Raw genomic sequence first — 19,068 nt, forward strand, 5'->3', positions numbered from 1 at the left:
TGTCATTCAAGGTAGCCGCCCACACGAAAGGAAGCGTACGCGATGCCCTCCGTCTCCCGCAGCCAGCCTGGCCAACCGCCCTTGCGATGAAAACCGCGCATTGGCAGGGAGACCTGCAGCAAATCCGGCACCTGCGACTGTTTCAAAACGTCGCCGCCAGTAGCCTTGCACTGCTACTCAAAGAGTTTTGCGCCTGCGAATTAGAGGCCGATGAAGTCCTGCTGTCACCGTTCAACCGCAATCAGCACCTCTATCTTCTGCTCGAAGGCCAGCTCAAGGTCTACCTCGGCTCGCTGGATAACCAGGCGGTCAGCACCCTAGAAGCGGGTGAGTGCGCCGGCGAGATCAGCTTTATCGACAACCACCCCCCCTGCGCCTATGTGGTCGCCGCCGTGCCGAGCCTGGTGCTGCGCCTGCACCGGGAATCCTTGATCACCCTGTTCACGCAATCGCCGCAACTGATGCAGAACCTGCTGGAGTTGCTCTGCGAGCGCGTGCGCCAAGGCAACCAAATCATCCTCGACAGTGAGCAAAACGCCAATATCGACGCCCTTACCGGCGCCTTTAACCGCCGCTGGTTGGAGCAGGTGTTTGAGCGCGAGAACACGCGCTGCGCCTTCAACAGCCAACCGATGTGCCTGTTGATGCTGGATGTCGACCATTTCAAAGCCTACAACGACCAGCATGGCCATCTGGCCGGCGACTATGCCTTGTGCCTGCTCGCGCATACCCTGCGCAACCAGTTACGGCCGAAGGACAGCCTGACCCGATATGGCGGCGAGGAATTCGTCATCCTGTTGCCGGAAATGACCGCAGAAGAAGGCCGCAGCATCGGTGAACGACTGCGTCAGAGCCTGGAGCAAGCCAGCTCCTTCTACTCCCCAGTCGGCGTATTGCCAGGTGTCACCATGTCCATCGGGCTGGCGCAAATGCGCGCCAGCGATAGCCTGCAAAGCCTGATCGCACGTGCCGACAGCGCGCTTTACCAAGCCAAGCAGCAAGGCCGCAACTGTCTCTGCGGCTAAAACCTGCGCTGGCAACGGCTGCGCCGCGCCGATGCTGCGGTGCGTGGTGCTTGCCATCCTCATGCACTGCAGCTCACTGCGGTGTCTGCGCTCCAGGCTTCTTGCCTTGACCCGGCTCGCTCGCTGCCAATCCCAGGTTTAATCACGGGAAAATGCCTGTATAGCTCTGCTAGAGTCGGCGCATAACAACAACAGGGACGCCCCCATGCGCAAACTCCTGATTGCCCTCGTGCTCCTAACCATCCTTGGCCTTGGCGTGTTCTTCAGCCTGCCTAACCTGCTCGACCGCAAGCTCAATAGCGTTGCTACGCCTGCGCCGTACCCGGCCAGCGCCGATGCAAAACAGCTGCACAGCACCTTGTTTATCGCCGACTTGCATGACGACGCCTTGCTCTGGGAGCGCGATCTGCTCAAACGCGCGGATTACGGCCACTCGGACTTGCCGCGGATGCTTGAAGGTCGGGTTGCCCTGCAGGTGTTTTCCACCGTGACCAAGACCCCGCGCGGCCTGAATTATGAGAAAAATGCCAGCGACAGCGACAACATCACCCTCTTGGCCATGGCCCAGCGCTGGCCGCGCGCGACCTGGACCAGCCTCCTGGAGCGCGCCCTCTACCAAAGTCAGAAACTGCATCAGGCCGCTGCCGATAGCGCGGGCCGCCTGGTGGTGGTGAGAAATCGCGCCGAACTTGCCAGCTTTATCCAAGCCTGGAAAAAGGATCCTCAGCGCCTCGCGGCCATTCTCGCCACCGAAGGGCTGCACCCGTTGGAGGGCAAGCTTGCGAATATCGACCGCCTGTATGACGCGGATTTTCGCATCGCCGGGCTGACCCACTTCTTCGACAACGAAGTCGGCGGCTCCGCCCACGGTCTGGAAAAGAGCGGACTGACGCGCTTTGGCCGCCGCGTGATTGCGCGCCTGGAAGAGAAAGGCATGCTCATTGACCTGGCCCACGCCTCACGGCCACTGATCGACGACGTGCTGGCCATCGCCACGCGCCCGGTACTGGTCTCCCATACCGGCGTCGAAGGCACCTGCCCAGGCACACGCAACCTCAGCGACGCGCACATCCAGCGCATTGCCGCCACCGGCGGAGTGATCGGCATCGGCTACTGGGACGCCGCCGTGTGCGACACCTCGGTCGCCGCTATCGTCAAAGCGATTCGTTACACGGCCGATAAAATCGGTGTCGAGCATGTGGCCCTGGGCTCTGACTTCAACGGCACCATCCATGCGCCCTTCGATACTACTGGCCTGCCCCAACTGACCGAAGGTCTGCTAAAGGCGGGCTTCAGCGCCACAGATATCGCCGCGATCATGGGTGGCAACGTGCAACGCCTGCTCCTGCAGAGCCTGCCGGATGCCTGAGAGACTGTTTTGAAATTGTCTGCGCATCGGTGATGCTGCGTTGTGCCTTGTGACCCACATGGATGTGGGGAATGCCGCTACCCGTAGGCGACCCCATGGATGGGGGAGGTAGGAAAAATGCCGGGAGCATTTTCGAGAACGGGTGCGGCCCTGACCTTCGCTCGACGATTTCAACAACAGTCTCTAAGCAACGCTCAACAGCCCGCAGCGTCGGAGCCTGAAGGTTCTGGCGCGCATCCAGCCGCAACATTTCGCCACACCGGCTTCTTGCTTTACACTGGCAAGCGTTCATTCCTTAATCAATTGAAGAGATTCCCGTGCTCAAAGCACTTAAGAAAATGTTTGGCAAAGGCGAGGGCGAGCTGCCCGCGTCTGGCCCCGTTGCAACCTCTTCCGCTCCCACTACCGCAGTCGATGGCGCCGCTCGCCAGCGTCAGCCTAAGCCTGCGCAAACCGCTCGCGAGCCACAAGCCGCCAAAGCCGACAGCCAAGCCCGCAGTGCCACGGCCAAGAGCGACGGCCCGAAAACCGAGAAGCCGCGGCGCGCACGCCCTGCGCAAGCGCCGGCCAGCACCTGGAAGCTGGAGGACTTCGCCGTCGAACCGCAAGCCGGCAAGACCCGCTTCCATGACTTCAAGCTCTCGCCAGAGTTGATGCACGCCATCCACGACCTCGGCTTCCCTTATTGCACGCCGATCCAGGCCGGTGTTCTGGGCTTCACCCTGCAAGGCGAGGACGCCATCGGCCGGGCGCAGACTGGCACCGGAAAAACCGCGGCCTTCCTGATCTCGATCATCACCCAGCTGCAGCAAACCCCGCCGCCGAAAGAGCGCTACATGGGCGAACCGCGGGCACTGATCATCGCGCCAACCCGCGAACTGGTGGTGCAGATCGCCAAGGACGCCGCCTTGCTGACCAAGTACACCGGTCTCAACGTGATGACCTTCGTCGGCGGCATGGACTTCGACAAGCAGCTCAAACAGTTGGAAGCCAAGCACTGCGATATCCTGGTCGCCACTCCCGGCCGCCTGCTGGACTTCAACCAGCGCGGCGAAGTGCATCTGGACATGGTCGAAGTGATGGTGCTGGACGAAGCCGACCGCATGCTCGACATGGGCTTTATCCCGCAGGTACGGCAGATCATCCGCCAGACTCCGCCCAAAGGTGAGCGCCAGACCCTGCTGTTCTCCGCGACCTTCACCGAAGACGTGATGAACCTGGCGAAGCAGTGGACCACTAACCCGGCCATCGTCGAGATCGAACCGGAAAACGTCGCCAGCGAAACAGTCGAGCAGCACATCTACGCCGTCGCCGGCAGCGACAAATACAAGCTGCTGTACAACCTGATCTCCCAGAACGACTGGGAGCGGGTGATGGTCTTCGCCAACCGCAAGGACGAGGTACGGCGCATCGAGGAGCGCCTGGTCAAGGACGGCGTCAGCGCCGCGCAGATGTCCGGCGATGTGCCGCAGCACAAGCGGATCAAGACCCTGGAAGACTTCCGCACAGGCAAGATCCGCGTGATGGTCGCCACCGATGTCGCCGGCCGCGGCATTCACATCGACGGCATCAGCCACGTGATCAACTTCACCCTGCCGGAAGTGCCGGACGATTACGTGCACCGCATCGGCCGCACTGGCCGGGCCGGCGCCAGTGGCGTGTCGATCAGCTTTGCCGGCGAGGACGACTCGTACCAGCTGCCACTGATCGAAGCGTTGCTGGGGCGCAAAATCACCTGCGAAACCCCGCCGACCGAGCTGCTCAAGTCGGTGCCGCGCAAGCATTGAGTCTTGGTGAATAAAAAGGCGAAGCTTGGGCTTCGCCTTTTTTGTGCCCAGGCCCCCAGTATTCCGGTTGTGCCTAAGCCAGACTCAGGCAACGTCAAACGGGGAAACGGAGGCCTGTCATGACCCGCAAACTCGACGCCCATGATCTCGCCCGCGCGGTCACCGCCGGCGTGCTGCAACCTGGCCAAGACCAGGCGCTACTGGCCTTCCTGCGCCAGCAGCCGGACAGCCGCGCCAGTTTTCAGCTGGCGCATATTGCTTACTACTTCGGGGCGCTGCTGATCATGGGCGCCCTGGGCTGGCTGCTCACCGAAGCCTGGATGCGGATCGGCGATGTCGCCCTCCTTACAATTGCCCTGATCTATATGAGCCTGTTCACCGCCTGCGCCATCAGCCTGTGGAATCGCGGCCAGCCGATTCCCGGTGGCCTGCTGGGGGCGGTGGCGGTCAGCCTGACGCCGCTGGCTGTGTTCGCGTTCGAGCGACTGACCGGGCTCTGGCCGTTGGACGATGGGCAAGGCGACTACCACAACTATTACCTTTACGTGCAAGGCGGCTGGCTGGCCATGGAAGCGGCCACCGTCATCGTCGGCCTGCTGATGCTGCGCCTGCTGCCCTTCCCCTTTATCGTGATGCCGATGGCGGTGGCGCTATGGTTTATGTCCATGGACCTGACCGAGCTGGCCTTTGGTAGCGCGTTCGACTGGGAGCAGCGGCGCTGGGTATCGCTGTGGTTCGGTCTGGCGCTGATCCTGACCAGCCTCTGGGTCGACGGCCGCACTCAGCAAGATTTTGCCTTCTGGGGTTATCTCGCAGGACTCGCGGCGTTCTGGGGCGGGCTGAGCCTGATGGACAGCCACAGCGAACTGGGCAAGGCGCTCTACTGCGCGATCAACCTCGGGCTGATGGGCCTGGCGGTGCTGTTGCGCCGCCCGCTGTTTATGGTGTTCGGCGCCCTCGGTGTAGCCGGTTATCTAGGCTATCTGGCTTATGAGGTGTTCGAGGATTCGCTGTTGTTCCCGATCATTCTCACCCTGATCGGCCTCGGCGTGATCGGTCTGGGCCAGGCCTACCAGAAACGCCGTGATGTCCTCACTGCCAGACTGCGCGCTCAACTGCCGGAAAGCCTGTTAGCTTTTCTCCCAGCCCTGGGCCGCTAGCGGCACCGACTCGTCGAGCAAACATGGCCTCGCTTTGCCCACCCGACAAGCCCCCAGCCATCGGGCCGGTGTGCCCTTGCCAGCGGTCGTCTCTGCTCTTGCTGAAAAATACTTAAAAGTCCAATATGGACAAATTAGTTTGTTTTTCAGCCCCGGAGCGGAACCATGCCCAGCGCCACCCCCTATGTGATCCAGCACGCCGAGGCCGAGCAATTGCTCGCCAAAGTCGACGTACACCAGGCCATGAGCAAGATGTTCCGCGACCTGGCTGCCGCCAATGCCGTGCAACCTGCACAGCAATTGGTAGAGTTCCCCAACGCTGCCGGCGACTTTATCAATTACCTGGGAGTACTGGCGGCAGAACGGGTCTACGGGGTCAAGACCTCGCCCTATATCAAGAGCGAGCACGGTGCGCTAGTCACCGCCTGGACCCTGCTAATGTCGATGGACAGCGGTCAGCCCTTGCTGCTCTGCGATGCCGGCGCGCTGACCACCGCGCGAACGGCCGCCACCACTGCCGTGGCGGTAGACGCGCTGGCTGTACCACAGGCCAAACGCCTCGCCGTGATCGGCAGCGGTCCCGTAGCGCGCGCCCATGTGCAGTATGTGAAAGGCCTGCGTGACTGGCAGAGCATCCACCTCTACTCACCCAGCCTCGCCCAGCAAAGCGCGGCTGCGCGCACCGAACTGAACAACCTCGACCCACGCCTGCAACTGAGCGCCAGCCTGGCGGAGGCGGTCGCAGACGCCGATGTGATCATGCTCTGCACCTCGTCGGCCAGCCCGGTATTGGACCCGGGCACGCTGAGCAAACCGGCGCTGATCACCTCGATCAGCACCAATGCCGTGCGTGCCCACGAGGTGCCGCCACAGGCGCTGGCACAAATGGATGTGTACTGCGACTACCGCGCCACCACGCCAGGCTCCGCCGGTGAAATGCTCTTAGCCCGCAGCCAGCATGGCTGGAGCAACTCCGCCATTCTCGGTGACTTGCCGGAACTGCTGACTGGCACGGCGCGCCGACCCGATTATCAGCGCCCGGTGTTCTTCCGTTCCATCGGCTTGGGCCTGGAAGATATCGCGCTGGCCAATGCGCTCTACCAGCTTCATCGGCAAACCCAGTAAGAACCTGTCCAAGATCGTCGCGAGCGCAGCAGATATTGAACAGGCACTAATACCGCCGCAGGACGCAATAGGAGCCCCCATGCTCGAAGCAGATTTCATCATCATTGGTGCCGGCATTGCCGGGGCCTCCACCGGGTTCTGGCTGTCCCCGCATGGTCGCGTGCTCGTCCTCGAGCGTGAGTCGCTGCCCGGCTATCACTCCACCGGCCGCTCTGCCGCGCTCTATACCGTGGCATATGGCAGCCCACAGGTCCGCGCGCTGACCGCCGCCAGCCGGTCCTTCTACGATGCGCCGCCGACAGGCTTCAGCGAGCACCCGATCCTCAGTCCCCGCGGCGAGATGGTGGTGGATTTCAGCGGCGCCCCCGAAGAGCTGGAGCGCCAATACCTGAGTGGCAAGACCAGCGTCCCCGAGATACAACTGCTGAACGCCGACCAGGCCTGCGCCATCGTGCCAGTATTGCGCCGGGAAAAGGTGCACGGCGCGATGCTCGACCCGAGCGCCGCCGATATCGATACCGATGCCCTGCATCAGGGTTATCTGCGCGGTATCCGTCGCAATAATGGGCAGATCCACTGCGACAGCGAAGTCACTGGCATCGATCGCGTAGACGAGGCTTGGGAAGTACGTACGAGCAAGGAGACCTACCGCGCGCCGGTGCTGATCAACGCCGCTGGTGGCTGGGCCGACAAGCTGGCCGAACTGGCTGGTGTGCAGCCTTTGGGGCTGCAGCCGAAACGCCGTGCTGCATTCATCTTTGCGCCGCCGGAAGGGCTGGATACACATACATGGCCGTGCCTGGTGAGTCTCGACGACTCCTTCTATATCAAACCGGACGCCGGAATGCTGCTCGGCTCACCCGCCAATGCCGACCCGGTCGAGCCGCATGATGTGCAGCCGGAAGAACTGGATATCGCCATGGGTATCTACCAGATCGAAGAGGCCACCACGCTGAGCATCCGCCGGCCAACTCGTACCTGGGCAGGATTGCGCTCCTTCGTCGCCGATGGCGATCTGGTCGGCGGTTACGATCTGCAAGCACCGGGTTTTTTCTGGGTGGCGGGACAAGGCGGGTATGGCATCCAAACCTCCGCGGCGATGGGTGAAGCCTGTGCAGCACTGATCCGCCAACAACCGCTACCACAGCACCTGAGCCGCTTCGGATTGAACGCAGCCATGCTCTCCCCGGCGCGCTTGAAATGACGCGCACAGCGCTTTGCGGCACACTCACAGCTTCCTCCGCACCTTATGCGCGTCCGCCACAGTAACCTGGAGCCCTAACCCCGCATGAAGCCAGTGCACCGCCAAGACCCCGCCCTGGATAACTTCAGGGCGATTGCCGACGCCATCGCCACCTTGTTCTACCCGCATGCCGAGGTGGTGCTGCACGACTTGCGCAGCCAACGGGTGGACTACATCGCCAACAATATCTCCAAGCGCGAAATCGGCGACGACGCAGCGCTGGAGGATTTGCTCAGCAAAGAGGTCAGCGAGCGCAATATCGGCCCCTACGAGAAGCTCAACTGGGACGGCCAGAAGATTCGCTCGGTCAGCAGTGTGCTGCGCGATGCCCAAGGCGCTCCGTTGGCAGTGCTCTGCATCAACCTCAATATCTCCCTGTTCGAGAGCGCCAAGGCCGCGCTGGATCTGTTCCTCTCAGCCAACAAGCTGATCCCGCAGCCGGACGCCCTGTTCCGTGACGACTGGCAGGAGCGGATCAATACCTTCCTGCACAACTGGCTACGCCAGCGCCAACTCGGCCTGAACCTGCTCACCCGCGAGCACAAGCGCGAACTGGTCGAAGCCCTGTACGGCGAAGGGGCATTCCGTGGCAAGAGTGCCGCCAACTACGTGGCGAATGTCCTGAATATGGGCCGTGCCACGGTCTACAAGCATTTGAAAGAGATCAAAGGCGAAGGTTGAACGAAGCGCTGTCGGCGCCAATCGCAAGACCTAAGGAGTCGCAAGGCGACTCCTTGTTGGGCATCGCTGCGCTCAGCGCCAACCTACCTGGCGGTACATTCCAGGGGCTTATTTGCCGTAAATATCGAAGTCGAAGTACTTGCTCTGGATCGCCTGATATTTACCATTGGCGCGGATCGCCTTGATCGCGTCATTCAGCTTGTTCAGCAGCGCGGTATCGCCTTTTCGCACAGCGATACCGGCACCCTCGCCGAAATAATGCGGATCGGTGAAATCCGGGCCGACGAAGGCGAAGCCCTTGCCACTGTCGGTCTTCAGGAATCCCTCATTCAACGGGATGGCATCCGCCAACACACCGTCAAGACGCCCGGACAACAGATCCAGATAGATCTCGTTCTGCGTGCTGTAGCGCACCACCACTACGCCCTTGGGCTGCAGTACTTCGGTCGCGAAACGGTCGGTGGTGGTCGAACGTTGCACTGCGATGCGCTTGCCCTTGAGGCTCTGGAAGTCGGCATCGACTTCAGTGCCGGCCTTCATTGCCAGGCGCGCCGGGCTGTAGTAGTACTTGTTGGTGAAATCCACCGACTTGCGGCGCTCATCGGTGATGGTCATCGACGACAGAATCGCATCGACCTTGCGCACCTTGAGGGACGGAATCAAACCATCGAATTCCTGCTCGACCCACTGACACTTGACCTGCATCTGCTCACACAGCGCATTGCCAATATCAGGATCAAAGCCCGCGATCTCCCCCGCCGGCGTCTTATAGGCGAACGGTGGATAGGCCGCCTCGATGCCCAACCGCAAGGGTTTATCGGCAGCGAACAGGCTGCAAGCCATCAGGCTGAGGGCGATGCCGCCCAGTAGTGCGATTTTTCTCATGTTTGCGACTCCCGCTGTACGTAGACGTATAGGACTACTCGCTGCAGGCACGGGCCTAGCAGTTAAGTTCGGTTTGGGTATTAAGTTGCAAGGCAGAAGAAAGGGCACCAGCAGTGGGCAGGCGCTCAAACAGATTGGCTGATGACTGATAGTGAGGGCTCATGGGGCGCCACCATATTGTACTTGTAAGTCCATACTGGACTTATTAGTACATATCGTCAACAGTCCAAAGCCTTCCCGCAATCCGCCGCGGGACCGTGAGCAATAGCGCTAGACATTGAGGCGTGGTCAAGCGAGGTAGCGCCAGGACTGGCGCCGCTTGCCGTCACGCAGGAGCGGCGCTGCAAGGCGCCGAATTAAACATCGACAGAGCCAGCGGACAGCCGCCCTAGGAGGCCGCCGGATAAGGCTGCCGCCCTAATCTTTCTGCCAACGCTCAGCAGCTTGCTGATCGCTGCACCGCCCCTCGACCCAGCGCGGGCCATCGGCGGTGTCTTCCTTCTTCCAGAACGGTGCGCGGGTTTTCAGGTAGTCCATGATAAAGGCGCAGGCGTCGAATGCCGCCTGGCGGTGAGCGCTGGCGGTGCCGACAAAGACAATCGGCTCGCCCGGCTCCAGCCGGCCGATGCGGTGCAGCACTTCAATCTTCAGCAACGGCCAACGCTGCTCGGCTTCACTGGCGATCTTGGCCAAGGCTTTTTCGGTCATGCCGGGGAAGTGTTCGAGGAACATCCCGGCCACCTCGCGCCCCTCGTTAAAGTCGCGCACATAACCGACAAAACTGACCACCGCGCCGACACCGACATGCGCCGCGTGCAGCGCATTCAGCTCAGTCCCGGGGTCGAAGGCGCTTTCCTGTACGCGAATACCCATGCTAACCACCCGTGACCGTGGGGAAAAACGCCACCTCATCGCCATCCGCCAGAGGCTCATCGAGGCTGCACAGTTCCTGATTGCGCGCGCACATCAGGTTTTGCTCGGCCAACACCTCCCACACGCCACCGCGGGCCAGCAGGTGCTGACGCAGGGCGTCGAGGGTAGCGAACGTCTTGTCACCGCTCAGTTGCTCGGCGTCGATACCCAACGTCTCACGATAGCGGGCGAAATATTGCACGCGAATCATCATTCGTCCCCGGCCTTAGGCTCTTCCACCTTGAAAGCGCCACTCTTGCCGCCGAGCTTTTCCAGCAGGCGCACGCTTTCGATGACCATGCCGCGATCCACCGCTTTACACATGTCGTAAATAGTCAGTGCCGCGACGCTGGCCGCGGTCAGCGCCTCCATCTCTACCCCGGTCTGCCCGGCCAGCTTGCAACGAGCAAGGATTCGCACCGCATCCGTGCCCTCTGCCGCCAGTTCGACTTTGACGCTGGTCAGCATCAACGGGTGGCAGAGCGGAATCAGATCCGAGGTTTTCTTCGCGGCTTGAATGCCGGCGATGCGCGCCACGGCAAACACATCGCCTTTGGGATGACCACCGTCCTGGATCAATTGCAGGGTTTCCGGGCGCATGCGCACCAGGGCTTCGGCGACGGCTTCACGGGACGTAACCGCTTTTTCGGTAACGTCGACCATATTGGCGCGGCCTTGGGAGTCGAGATGAGTTAACACTGCCTTACTCCTGATGAGGAGTGGCAATTGTAAACCCGCGAGTCAGATTCCGGCACGCCTGAATAGCAACCTATCAGGGGCAATCAAAATCTTCAGACTTACTTCCATCATTCCCGCGCAGGCGCGAACCCAATAAAAAGCCGAGCGGTACGCGACCGCTCGGCTGCTGGTGGAACTGACTTACATATTGGCTTCGGCGTACTCCGCCAGCACCGAGCGTGGCACCCCTTGCAGAGTGATGTGCACCCCATGGGGGAAATCTTTGAAGCGTTCGGTGAGGTAGGTCAGGCCCGAGCTGGGCGCAGACAGATATGGCGTATCGATCTGCGCCAGGTTACCCAGACAAACCACCTTCGAGCCGGTTCCTGCGCGGGTGATGATGGTTTTCATCTGGTGTGGGGTGAGGTTCTGGCACTCGTCGATCAGGATCAAGCTCTGCTGGAAGCTACGACCGCGAATGTAGTTCAGCGATTTGAACTGCAACGGCACCTTGCTGAGGATGTAATCGACGCTGCCATGGGTGCTCTCATCATCCATGTGCAGGGCTTCCAGGTTATCGGTGATGGCGCCGAGCCAGGGCTCCATCTTCTCTGCCTCGGTGCCCGGCAGAAAGCCGATCTCCTGATCCAGACCCTGCACACTGCGGGTGGCGATGATCCGTCGGTAGCGTTTGCTGACCATGGTCTGCTCGATCGCCGCGGCCAGCGCCAGAATGGTTTTGCCCGAACCGGCAGCGCCAGACAGGTTGACCAGATGGATGTCCGGATCGAGCAAAGCAAACAGCGCCAGGCTCTGGTACACATCCCGCGGACGCAAGCCCCAGGCCTCCTGATGCAGCAACGGCTCCTGATGCAGATCGAGAATCAGCAGCTCGTCGGCCTTGATGCCCTTGATCCAACCGACAAAGCCCTGCTCATCGACGATGAACTCGTTGATATGCACCGCCGGCAGGTTGTCGGTGAGCTGCACGCGGTGCCAGGTGCGACCATGATCCTGACGGGTTTCCACCTTACTCACGCGGTCCCAGAACGAGCCACTGAGGGTGTGATAGCCGCGCGGCAGCAGTGAGATATCGTCGACCAGTTGGTCGGTGTGATAGTCCTCGGACTCGATACCGCAGGCGCGCGCCTTCAGACGCATGTTGATGTCCTTGGTCACCAGCACCACGGACAAACCGGGCTTACGCGATTTCAGATCCACCAGTTGATTGATGATTTTGTTGTCGTTGAGGTCTTCCGGGAGCCAGGTGATGGGCTCGGCCCGGCGGCTCATGAGGATCGACAAAAAGCCACACGAGCCACTCTTCTCGCGCTGAATGGGGACCCCATACTCCACTTGTTCCGGCGTGGCTTCACCGAGAATTTTATCAATCAGGCGAATAGCCTGACGGCACTCGGCGGCGACTCCCTGTTTGCCAGTTTTCAGCTTATCCAGTTCCTCCAATACGGTCATCGGGATGGCAACGTGGTGTTCCTGAAAGTTGAGCAACGCGTTGGGATCGTGGATCAGGACGTTCGTATCGAGGGCATAGAGGATTGGAGCGGTAGGGCTGGAGCGTCCGTTGTCATCCATACTCGGTCACCTTCTTATAGGAGCCAAGCGACGGAATGCCGGAACGGCGCTCCGCCGCGGAGAGGCCGCCGGCTTCTCGGGCCGCAGCGCGAGAAGATGCAAACAAGGTATGGGCCGATGGCCGCCACCTGTGTTGCAGGGTTCGACGGTCTGTCTTTTAAATACTCCAAAAAACGTGACAGCAAAAAGTAAATTTTGCGTTTTCAGGGTTTATTTTTCGGCACGACAAAAAGCGCTTGGCGCCACCCTAGTAGCTCGTTAAAGTCGGAAGTCCTATCGCCTCACAGTAGGCGCTTGTGCGCGGCAACGATTCACCTCCACGACGTCAACCTGCACCAGCTCGGTAAAGCCCGCCAGACGTGCCTCGTAGCGATCTGCCGAGGCATCGCCATGGGTCACCAGACTCAAGATACCGGCGTATTGCACCTGACCGACTCGCCACAGGTGCAGATCGGCTACTTCAGTGTCCACTTCCCGCACCAAGGCGCTGCGCACACGCTCGACTAGCGGGCTGTCCATTTCGCGATCGAGCAGCACCTTACCGGTTTCGAGCAGCAGGCCTTTGGCCCAGACACCGATGATCAGCGCCCCGACCAGCCCCATCGACGGGTCCAGCCAGCTCCAGCCAAACAGCTTGCCGCCGAGCAGCGCGAATGATTGCAAGCGCTCATCGGGTTCCTTAATAAATGAGTGACCAGGGCAAACTACAACCATGTCGCCGCCCCACGGCCAACCCGCAAGCGTAGGCTGGGTAGAGCCGTTTTTGGCGAAACCCAGCCTACGAACTACAACCCCAGGTCAACCCATAGGCGTTATAGCTAGAGCCTGAGCAGCGCACCGCCTAGAATCACCGCAGCCTTTAGGAGACGATTCATGCTGATGGTGATATCCCCCGCCAAAACCCTCGACTACACCAGCCCACCGACCACTGCCCGCTACACCCAACCCGAGTACCTCGATCACGCCCAGGAACTGGTCAGCCAACTACGCGAACTCAGCCCGGCACAGATTGGCGAGCTGATGCACCTCTCGGACAAGCTCTCCGGGCTGAATGCCGCCCGTTACGGCAGCTGGACGCCGCTGTTCACTCCCGAGAACGCCAAGCAGGCGCTGCTGGCCTTCAAGGGCGATGTGTATACCGGCATGCACGCGGAAGACTTCGTCGAGGCCGATTTCGACTTCGCTCAGGAGCACCTGCGCATGCTCTCGGGCCTGTACGGCGTATTGCGGCCGCTGGATCTGATGCAGCCCTATCGCCTGGAAATGGGCACCAAACTGGCCAACCGCCGTGGCAAGGATCTCTACGCGTTCTGGGGCGAACGCATCAGCGGCTGGCTGAATGAAGCCTTGGCTGCTCAAGGCGACGATATCCTGCTCAACCTGGCCTCCAACGAATACTTCAGCGCGGTGAAACGCCAAGCGCTCAACGCGCGGATCATCAATACCGAGTTCAAGGATCTGAAAAACGGCCAGTACAAGATCATCAGCTTCTACGCCAAGAAAGCCCGCGGCATGATGGCGCGCTACGTGATCAAGGAGCGCCTGAGCAACCCAGAAGGGTTGAAGGACTTCAATTATCAGGGCTATCGCTTCTCGGCAGAAAACTCCAAGCAAGACAGCCTGGTCTTCCTGCGCGACACGCCAGAAGACTGATCCTCTCAAGCACTCGCCGTCCTGGCGGGTGCTGTCCATTTCACCCGACTAATCAGTCACATCCCCTGCGGTTGCAGCCAGTTTTACCTATGAAATCAAGGTGGACTTCGTGCACCGGAAAAAATTCATCTCGCCGCAAAACTTCCGACATATTTCCGCAGACACACCTGGAACTTTTAAAAGCGCCATCAATATGAAATTACTTTTAAAGCCTGAAGTTATCGACGGCAGAGATTTTTATCTCTGATGGCACTTTAGCCAACTTCAAGTAATGGCAAAAAGTCATCCATCCTCGAAACTCAGCAAACACTGAGCCCTCCGCTAGAAGTGCCATCAATATGCGACCACTGAAATCAACCACTGAACTCTAGTGCCGTAGGAAAAGTCTGACGAACGGTAGGAACTATCATTTGAAAACACTGCTCATAACCCCGTAGCGAACTTCACAAGCCTGGCACCTTAGTGCAAAAGACACTTTTATAGGTGATCGCTAATTCCATCTGGAATTAATCAAAAAGCCATTTTTTATTAAGGAGATAACACCGACCAAGTAGACCTCCAGCAGCCTAATCAAGGCTCTGCGCCCGGTACTGGAGCACAGCGCCACATTTCAGGGCAACCCTTTAAACAACATGCCCAACTTCAGCGCCACCACTATGGCGCGCGGAACTTATTGTGCCTGCGTTCGGCTAATTACTCATTACGTCGAGCGTCTGAAAGGAGGTGATCAGTATGACCACCATATTTAGCGGCGTGATAAATGAACAAGGTGAATACAATGCGTATAAGCATTTTTGGTTTAGGCTACGTCGGTGCAGTATGTGCCGGTTGCCTGTCTGCACGGGGTCACGAAGTGGTTGGGGTGGACATTTCCGCCGCCAAGATCGACCTGATCAACAAGGGTAAATCGCCCATTGTCGAACCTGGTCTTGAACAACTCCTGGAACAAGGTATCAAGTCGGGGCGCCTGCGCGGCACTACCGATTTTGCCGCCGCTATTCGGGATACGGATTTGTCGATGCTGTGCGTCGGCACCCCGAGTAAGAAGAATGGCGATCTGGAACTCAATTACATCGAATCGGTCTGCCGCGAGATCGGTCTTGTCCTGCGCGACAAAACCACCCGGCACACTGTCGTGGTCCGCAGCACGGTGCTGCCAGGCACGGTAAAAAACATCGTTATCCCGATCCTCGAAGATTGCTCTGGCAAGAAAGCCGGGGTCGATTTCGGCGTGGCGGTCAACCCGGAATTCCTCCGTGAAAGCACCGCGATCAAGGACTACGACCAGCCGCCGATGACGGTGATTGGTGAGCTGGACAAACAGTCCGGCGATACCCTGGAAGAAATTTATCGCGAACTCGACGCGCCGATCATCCGCAAGGACATCGAAGTCGCCGAGATGATCAAGTACACCTGCAACGTCTGGCATGCGGCCAAAGTGACCTTCGCCAACGAGATCGGCAACATCGCCAAGGCAGTCGGTGTGGATGGTCGCGAGGTGATGGACGTGGTCTGCCAGGACAAGACCCTGAACCTGTCGCAGTACTACATGCGCCCTGGTTTTGCGTTCGGCGGTTCCTGCCTGCCCAAGGACGTGCGCGCCCTCACCTACCGCGCCAGCCAGTTGGATGTCGAGCATCCGATGCTCGGCTCGATCATGCGCAGCAACGTGGCGCAGGTGCAGAACGCTTTCGACATCATCGCCAGCCATGACAAACGCAAAGTCGCCCTGCTCGGCCTGAGCTTCAAAGCCGGCACCGACGACCTGCGCGAAAGTCCCCTGGTTGAACTGGCGGAGATGCTGATCGGCAAGGGTTTCGACCTGAGCATTTACGACAGTAACGTCGAATATGCGCGGGTTTATGGGGCTAACAAAGACTACATAGAGTCGAAGATCCCCCATGTTTCATCCCTGTTGAATAGCGACTTCGACCAAGTCGTCAATGGCTCCGACATCATCGTATTGGGTAACCGAGACGAGAAGTTCAGAGCCCTGGCGCAGCACGCACCAGACGGCAAGAAAGTCGTCGACTTGGTGGGCTTCATGCCTCACGCCACCCGTGGCGGCACTGAGGGCATTTGCTGGTAGCCATTTGTTTTGCTGGCGTTCGGGCACGCGCCGCAACGGGCCAATTGAACGCCAGTAGAACCTTACCCCTGCCATAACCACTGCGGCCACTTTGCCGGGTGCGTGCGACCAAAATCGCGCGCATCCGCCGAAGGCGTGCCCGAAATAGAGATGGATGTAGAGATGGATAGGCTCAAGCAGGGTTTCGCTGACGCCGCCGGCTGGCTGTTTTACCTCAGTTTGCTAATGGGGATTGCCCTGGCGTTGCCCAGAACAGTCTTCGACCCGGAGTCGAAGGACTTCCTATTGCTGATCGGTGCGGTCGGCATTTGGCGCTATTCGATGGGCGCCATGCACTTCCTGCGCGGCATGTTGTTTCTCTACGTGGTGTTCCCGCACTACCGACGCAAGGCAAAAAAGCTCGGCAAGGACGCCGACCCCTCGCACGTGTTTTTGATGGTGACCAGCTTTCGCATCGACGCTCTGACCACCGCCATGGTTTACCAGTCGGTGATCCGCGAAGCCATCGAATGCGGCTACCCGACCACCGTGGTCTGCTCGATCGTCGAGCTGTCCGATGAGTTCCTGGTCAAGAGCCTGTGGGAGAAATACAACCCGCCGGCACACGTGGCCCTGGACTTCGTGCGGATTGCCGGCACCGGCAAGCGCGATGGCCTCGCCCATGGCTTCCGCGCCATCTCCCGGCACCTGCCGGACCAGGATGCGGTAGTTGCGGTGATCGACGGCGACAGCGTGCTGGAACCCGGCGTGGTCAAGGCCACGGTGCCCTACTTCAAGCTGTTCCCGAACGTCGGTGGGTTGACCACCAACGAGTTCTGCGAGGTGCGCGGCGGCTACATCATGAGCGAGTGGCACAAGCTGCGCTTCGCTCAGCGCCACCTCAACATGTGCTCGATGGGCCTGTCGAAACGCGTGCTGACCCTGACCGGGCGGATGTCGGTGTTTCGCGCACCGGTGATCACCAATCCGGAATTCATCGCCGACGTCGAAAGCGACTCGCTGGATCACTGGCGTCTGGGCCGCTTCAAGTTCCTCACCGGTGATGACAAGTCCAGCTGGTACAGCCTGATGCGCCTGGGCTACGACACCTTTTACGTGCCGGACGCGGCGATCAACACGGTCGAGCACCCGCCGGAAAAGAGCTTCCTCAAGGCCAGCCGCAAACTGATGTTCCGCTGGTACGGCAACAACCTTCGGCAGAACTCCCGGGCCATGAAGCTGGGAACCAAACGTCTGGGGCTGTTCACCAGCCTGGTGCTGTTCGACCAACGCGTGTCGATGTGGACCTGCCTGCTCGGCCTGGCCGTGGCGATCATCGCCAGCATCAAGTACAGCATCGCCTTCCTGCTGATCTATCTGCTGTGGATCGGCACCACGCGGCTGATCCTGACGCTTTTGTTGTCCGTCAGCGGGCACCACATCGGCCCGGCTTATCCGCTGATTCTTTATTACAACCAGATCGTCGGCGCGCTGGTGAAGATCTACGTGTTCTTCCGCCTCGACCAACAATCCTGGACCCGTCAGCCCACCAAGCTAAACCGCGATCTCGCCAGCTTTCAGCGCTGGTTCAACACCTGGTCGTCCCGAACCATGACCTTCTCTGCCGCCAGCGTGTTTATTGCCGCGCTGTTGCTAGTGGTCTGACCGGACATGAATGGAATTAGTGAGCATTTGAGTAGGAATATCACCATGAATACAGCCGTCAACGTCAATGTGGTGCATGAGTCGGAAGCCCAGCGCCAGCACGCCCGGGTCAAGCTCCCGGCGAAGGTCCGCTTCTTCGGGAAAAGCCGCGAAGTGGTCGAACAAGCCCTGCTGGATCTTTCCGCCGGCGGCTTTGCCTACAGCGCCAGCAAGATCCCGGTGCAGGTCGGTGATTACCACAAAGGCAAATTGCTGTTTGTGATCGACAACCTAAGCCTGGCCATCGACGTGGAATTCCAGGTGCGTTCGGTCGACTTCGACAGCGGCCGCGTCGGTTGCCAGTTCCACAATATGCAACCGCGCGAGATCGCCACCCTACGCCACCTGATCACCGCACACCTGAGTGGCGAATTGGTCAGCGTCGGCGAACTGCTGACCACCCTGCAGCGGGAGAACTTCACCAAAGCGCGCAAAGAAAAAGCCGGCGCGTCCGGCATGAGCGCCATCGGCCGCCTGCGCGCAGTGAGCTTCAGCCTGGGGCTGTTCCTGGTCGGGTTGGCCGCCTTCGGCTTTATCTTCAAGTCGGTCTACGGCCTGTACTTCGTCACTCATGCACAGTCCGGCCTGGTTCGCGTGCCCGGCATGCAGGTCACCATGCCCCGTGAAGGTACGGTACAGAGCCTGGTCGGTACCAATAGCCAGGTTGCCAAAGGCGCGCCGATCGCAACCTTCAGCGCCTCCATGCTGGAGATGCTCAAAGGTCACCTGGGCGAAGAGCAGCTCAACCCGGCCAACGTCGAAACCCTGTTTGGCAAGCAGATGAAAGGCACCCTGACCAGCCCCTGCGACTGCACCGTGGCGCGCCAACTGGTGGCCGACGGGCAGTACGCCAGCAAGGGCGAGGTGATCTTCCAATTGGTGCCGCAAGGCAGCCAGGCCAGCATCGAAGCGCGCTTCCCCTACAACAAGTTCAATGAAGTCAAACCCGGAGCCCGCGTCAGCTTCCTGGTTGCCGGTGAAGCCGAGTCCCGGCGCGGCAAGATCGTCAGCAGCAGCTTGAACGATAGCGACAACCTGTCCTCGGACATCCGCGTGCAGATCCAGCCGGATGAGCCGCTGGACAGCGCCCTCGCCGGCCACCCGGTGGAAGTCAGCAGTGATCGCGGCCCCTCGCTCGATTGGCTGATCGACAAAGCCCTGGCGGCTGGACTCTAAGGGAGGCAT

At 60.0% G+C, this 19,068-nt stretch carries 16 protein-coding genes and 1 pseudogene; 11 read left to right on the top strand and 6 right to left on the bottom strand.

Features of this window, described 5'->3' with window-relative positions:
- The first annotated feature begins 86 nt into the window (after positions 1–86).
- From D3879_RS20110 to D3879_RS20140, 7 genes are all read left to right on the top strand, one after another.
- The gene (locus D3879_RS20110; RefSeq protein ID WP_119956366.1) at positions 87–1,025 is read left to right on the top strand and encodes a GGDEF domain-containing protein; all 939 of its coding nucleotides are present in this window, start codon (positions 87–89) and stop codon (positions 1,023–1,025) included.
- Between the two features lie 205 nt (positions 1,026–1,230).
- Positions 1,231–2,394, top strand: a complete 1,164-nt coding sequence (locus D3879_RS20115; protein ID WP_119956007.1) for a dipeptidase — start codon at positions 1,231–1,233, stop codon at positions 2,392–2,394.
- Between the two features lie 317 nt (positions 2,395–2,711).
- A complete protein-coding gene (rhlB, locus tag D3879_RS20120) occupies positions 2,712–4,181 on the top strand; it encodes an ATP-dependent RNA helicase RhlB (RefSeq protein ID WP_177412462.1) in 1,470 nt (489 codons plus the stop codon).
- A gap of 119 nt (positions 4,182–4,300) precedes the next feature.
- On the top strand, positions 4,301–5,341 hold the full coding sequence (locus D3879_RS20125) for a DUF2157 domain-containing protein (RefSeq protein WP_119956009.1): 1,041 nt from the start codon (positions 4,301–4,303) through the stop codon (positions 5,339–5,341).
- A gap of 165 nt (positions 5,342–5,506) precedes the next feature.
- The gene (locus D3879_RS20130) at positions 5,507–6,466 is read left to right on the top strand and encodes an ornithine cyclodeaminase family protein (protein ID WP_119956010.1); all 960 of its coding nucleotides are present in this window, start codon (positions 5,507–5,509) and stop codon (positions 6,464–6,466) included.
- Between the two features lie 79 nt (positions 6,467–6,545).
- Positions 6,546–7,670 carry an NAD(P)/FAD-dependent oxidoreductase gene (locus D3879_RS20135; protein ID WP_119956011.1) on the top strand — a complete coding sequence of 375 codons (1,125 nt, stop codon included), beginning with the start codon at positions 6,546–6,548 and terminating at the stop codon, positions 7,668–7,670.
- Positions 7,671–7,754: 84 nt separating this feature from the next.
- Entirely contained in the window at positions 7,755–8,390 is a 636-nt protein-coding gene (locus D3879_RS20140; RefSeq protein WP_119956012.1) for a helix-turn-helix transcriptional regulator, read from the top strand.
- A 108-nt stretch (positions 8,391–8,498) separates the two neighbouring features.
- Here the strand turns inward: D3879_RS20140 and D3879_RS20145 are convergent, their stop codons facing one another.
- From D3879_RS20145 to D3879_RS20175, 6 genes and pseudogenes are all read right to left on the bottom strand, one after another.
- Entirely contained in the window at positions 8,499–9,275 is a 777-nt protein-coding gene (locus D3879_RS20145) for an ABC transporter substrate-binding protein (RefSeq protein WP_119956013.1), read from the bottom strand.
- Between the two features lie 417 nt (positions 9,276–9,692).
- Positions 9,693–10,148: a molybdopterin synthase catalytic subunit MoaE gene (gene moaE, locus D3879_RS20150; protein ID WP_119956014.1), complete on the bottom strand. Its 456-nt coding sequence runs from the start codon at positions 10,146–10,148 to the stop codon at positions 9,693–9,695.
- Position 10,149: 1 nt separating this feature from the next.
- Positions 10,150–10,398 carry a molybdopterin converting factor subunit 1 gene (gene moaD, locus D3879_RS20155; protein WP_119956367.1) on the bottom strand — a complete coding sequence of 83 codons (249 nt, stop codon included), beginning with the start codon at positions 10,396–10,398 and terminating at the stop codon, positions 10,150–10,152.
- Positions 10,398–10,886, bottom strand: coding sequence for a cyclic pyranopterin monophosphate synthase MoaC (moaC, locus tag D3879_RS20160; RefSeq protein WP_119956015.1), 489 nt, complete (start codon positions 10,884–10,886; stop codon positions 10,398–10,400). Before moaC ends, moaD begins: the two co-directional genes overlap by 1 nt.
- 180 nt (positions 10,887–11,066) lie before the next feature.
- Positions 11,067–12,458, bottom strand: coding sequence for a PhoH family protein (locus D3879_RS20165; protein ID WP_119956016.1), 1,392 nt, complete (start codon positions 12,456–12,458; stop codon positions 11,067–11,069).
- Positions 12,459–12,731: 273 nt separating this feature from the next.
- Positions 12,732–13,109: pseudogene (locus D3879_RS20175) on the bottom strand (cation diffusion facilitator family transporter); the annotation flags it as partial.
- Positions 13,110–13,331: 222 nt separating this feature from the next.
- On the opposite strand from D3879_RS20175, the gene yaaA reads away from it, so the two are divergent.
- The 4 genes from yaaA (at position 13,332) to D3879_RS20195 (ending at position 19,059) form a co-directional block, all read left to right on the top strand.
- Entirely contained in the window at positions 13,332–14,111 is a 780-nt protein-coding gene (yaaA, locus tag D3879_RS20180; RefSeq protein ID WP_119956017.1) for a peroxide stress protein YaaA, read from the top strand.
- Between the two features lie 778 nt (positions 14,112–14,889).
- Complete coding sequence (gene algD / locus D3879_RS20185) at positions 14,890–16,200, top strand: GDP-mannose 6-dehydrogenase (protein WP_119956018.1); 1,311 nt, start codon at positions 14,890–14,892, stop codon at positions 16,198–16,200.
- 162 nt (positions 16,201–16,362) lie between these two features.
- Positions 16,363–17,844, top strand: coding sequence for a mannuronan synthase (alg8, locus tag D3879_RS20190; RefSeq protein WP_119956019.1), 1,482 nt, complete (start codon positions 16,363–16,365; stop codon positions 17,842–17,844).
- A 45-nt stretch (positions 17,845–17,889) separates the two neighbouring features.
- Positions 17,890–19,059: an alginate biosynthesis protein Alg44 gene (locus D3879_RS20195; protein WP_119956020.1), complete on the top strand. Its 1,170-nt coding sequence runs from the start codon at positions 17,890–17,892 to the stop codon at positions 19,057–19,059.
- Positions 19,060–19,068 lie beyond the last annotated feature (9 nt).

It is taken from the genome of Pseudomonas cavernicola (genome assembly GCF_003596405.1).
Classification (GTDB): Bacteria; Pseudomonadota; Gammaproteobacteria; order Pseudomonadales; family Pseudomonadaceae; genus Aquipseudomonas; species Aquipseudomonas cavernicola.

Bases quoted from the DNA above. Each gene is read 5' to 3' on its own strand.
- D3879_RS20130 (WP_119956010.1), top strand. From the start codon at position 5,507: ATGCCCAGCGCCACCCCCTATGTGATCCAGCACGCCGAGGCCGAGCAA.
- D3879_RS20165 (WP_119956016.1), bottom strand. From the start codon at position 12,458: ATGGATGACAACGGACGCTCCAGCCCTACCGCTCCAATCCTCTATGCC.
- D3879_RS20145 (WP_119956013.1), bottom strand. From the start codon at position 9,275: ATGAGAAAAATCGCACTACTGGGCGGCATCGCCCTCAGCCTGATGGCT.
- D3879_RS20135 (WP_119956011.1), top strand. From the start codon at position 6,546: ATGCTCGAAGCAGATTTCATCATCATTGGTGCCGGCATTGCCGGGGCC.
- D3879_RS20195 (WP_119956020.1), top strand. From the start codon at position 17,890: ATGAATACAGCCGTCAACGTCAATGTGGTGCATGAGTCGGAAGCCCAG.
- D3879_RS20125 (WP_119956009.1), top strand. From the start codon at position 4,301: ATGACCCGCAAACTCGACGCCCATGATCTCGCCCGCGCGGTCACCGCC.
- D3879_RS20110 (WP_119956366.1), top strand. From the start codon at position 87: ATGAAAACCGCGCATTGGCAGGGAGACCTGCAGCAAATCCGGCACCTG.
- moaE (WP_119956014.1), bottom strand. From the start codon at position 10,148: ATGGGTATTCGCGTACAGGAAAGCGCCTTCGACCCCGGGACTGAGCTG.
- D3879_RS20115 (WP_119956007.1), top strand. From the start codon at position 1,231: ATGCGCAAACTCCTGATTGCCCTCGTGCTCCTAACCATCCTTGGCCTT.
- yaaA (WP_119956017.1), top strand. From the start codon at position 13,332: ATGCTGATGGTGATATCCCCCGCCAAAACCCTCGACTACACCAGCCCA.
- moaD (WP_119956367.1), bottom strand. From the start codon at position 10,398: ATGATTCGCGTGCAATATTTCGCCCGCTATCGTGAGACGTTGGGTATC.
- alg8 (WP_119956019.1), top strand. From the start codon at position 16,363: ATGGATAGGCTCAAGCAGGGTTTCGCTGACGCCGCCGGCTGGCTGTTT.
- D3879_RS20140 (WP_119956012.1), top strand. From the start codon at position 7,755: ATGAAGCCAGTGCACCGCCAAGACCCCGCCCTGGATAACTTCAGGGCG.
- algD (WP_119956018.1), top strand. From the start codon at position 14,890: ATGCGTATAAGCATTTTTGGTTTAGGCTACGTCGGTGCAGTATGTGCC.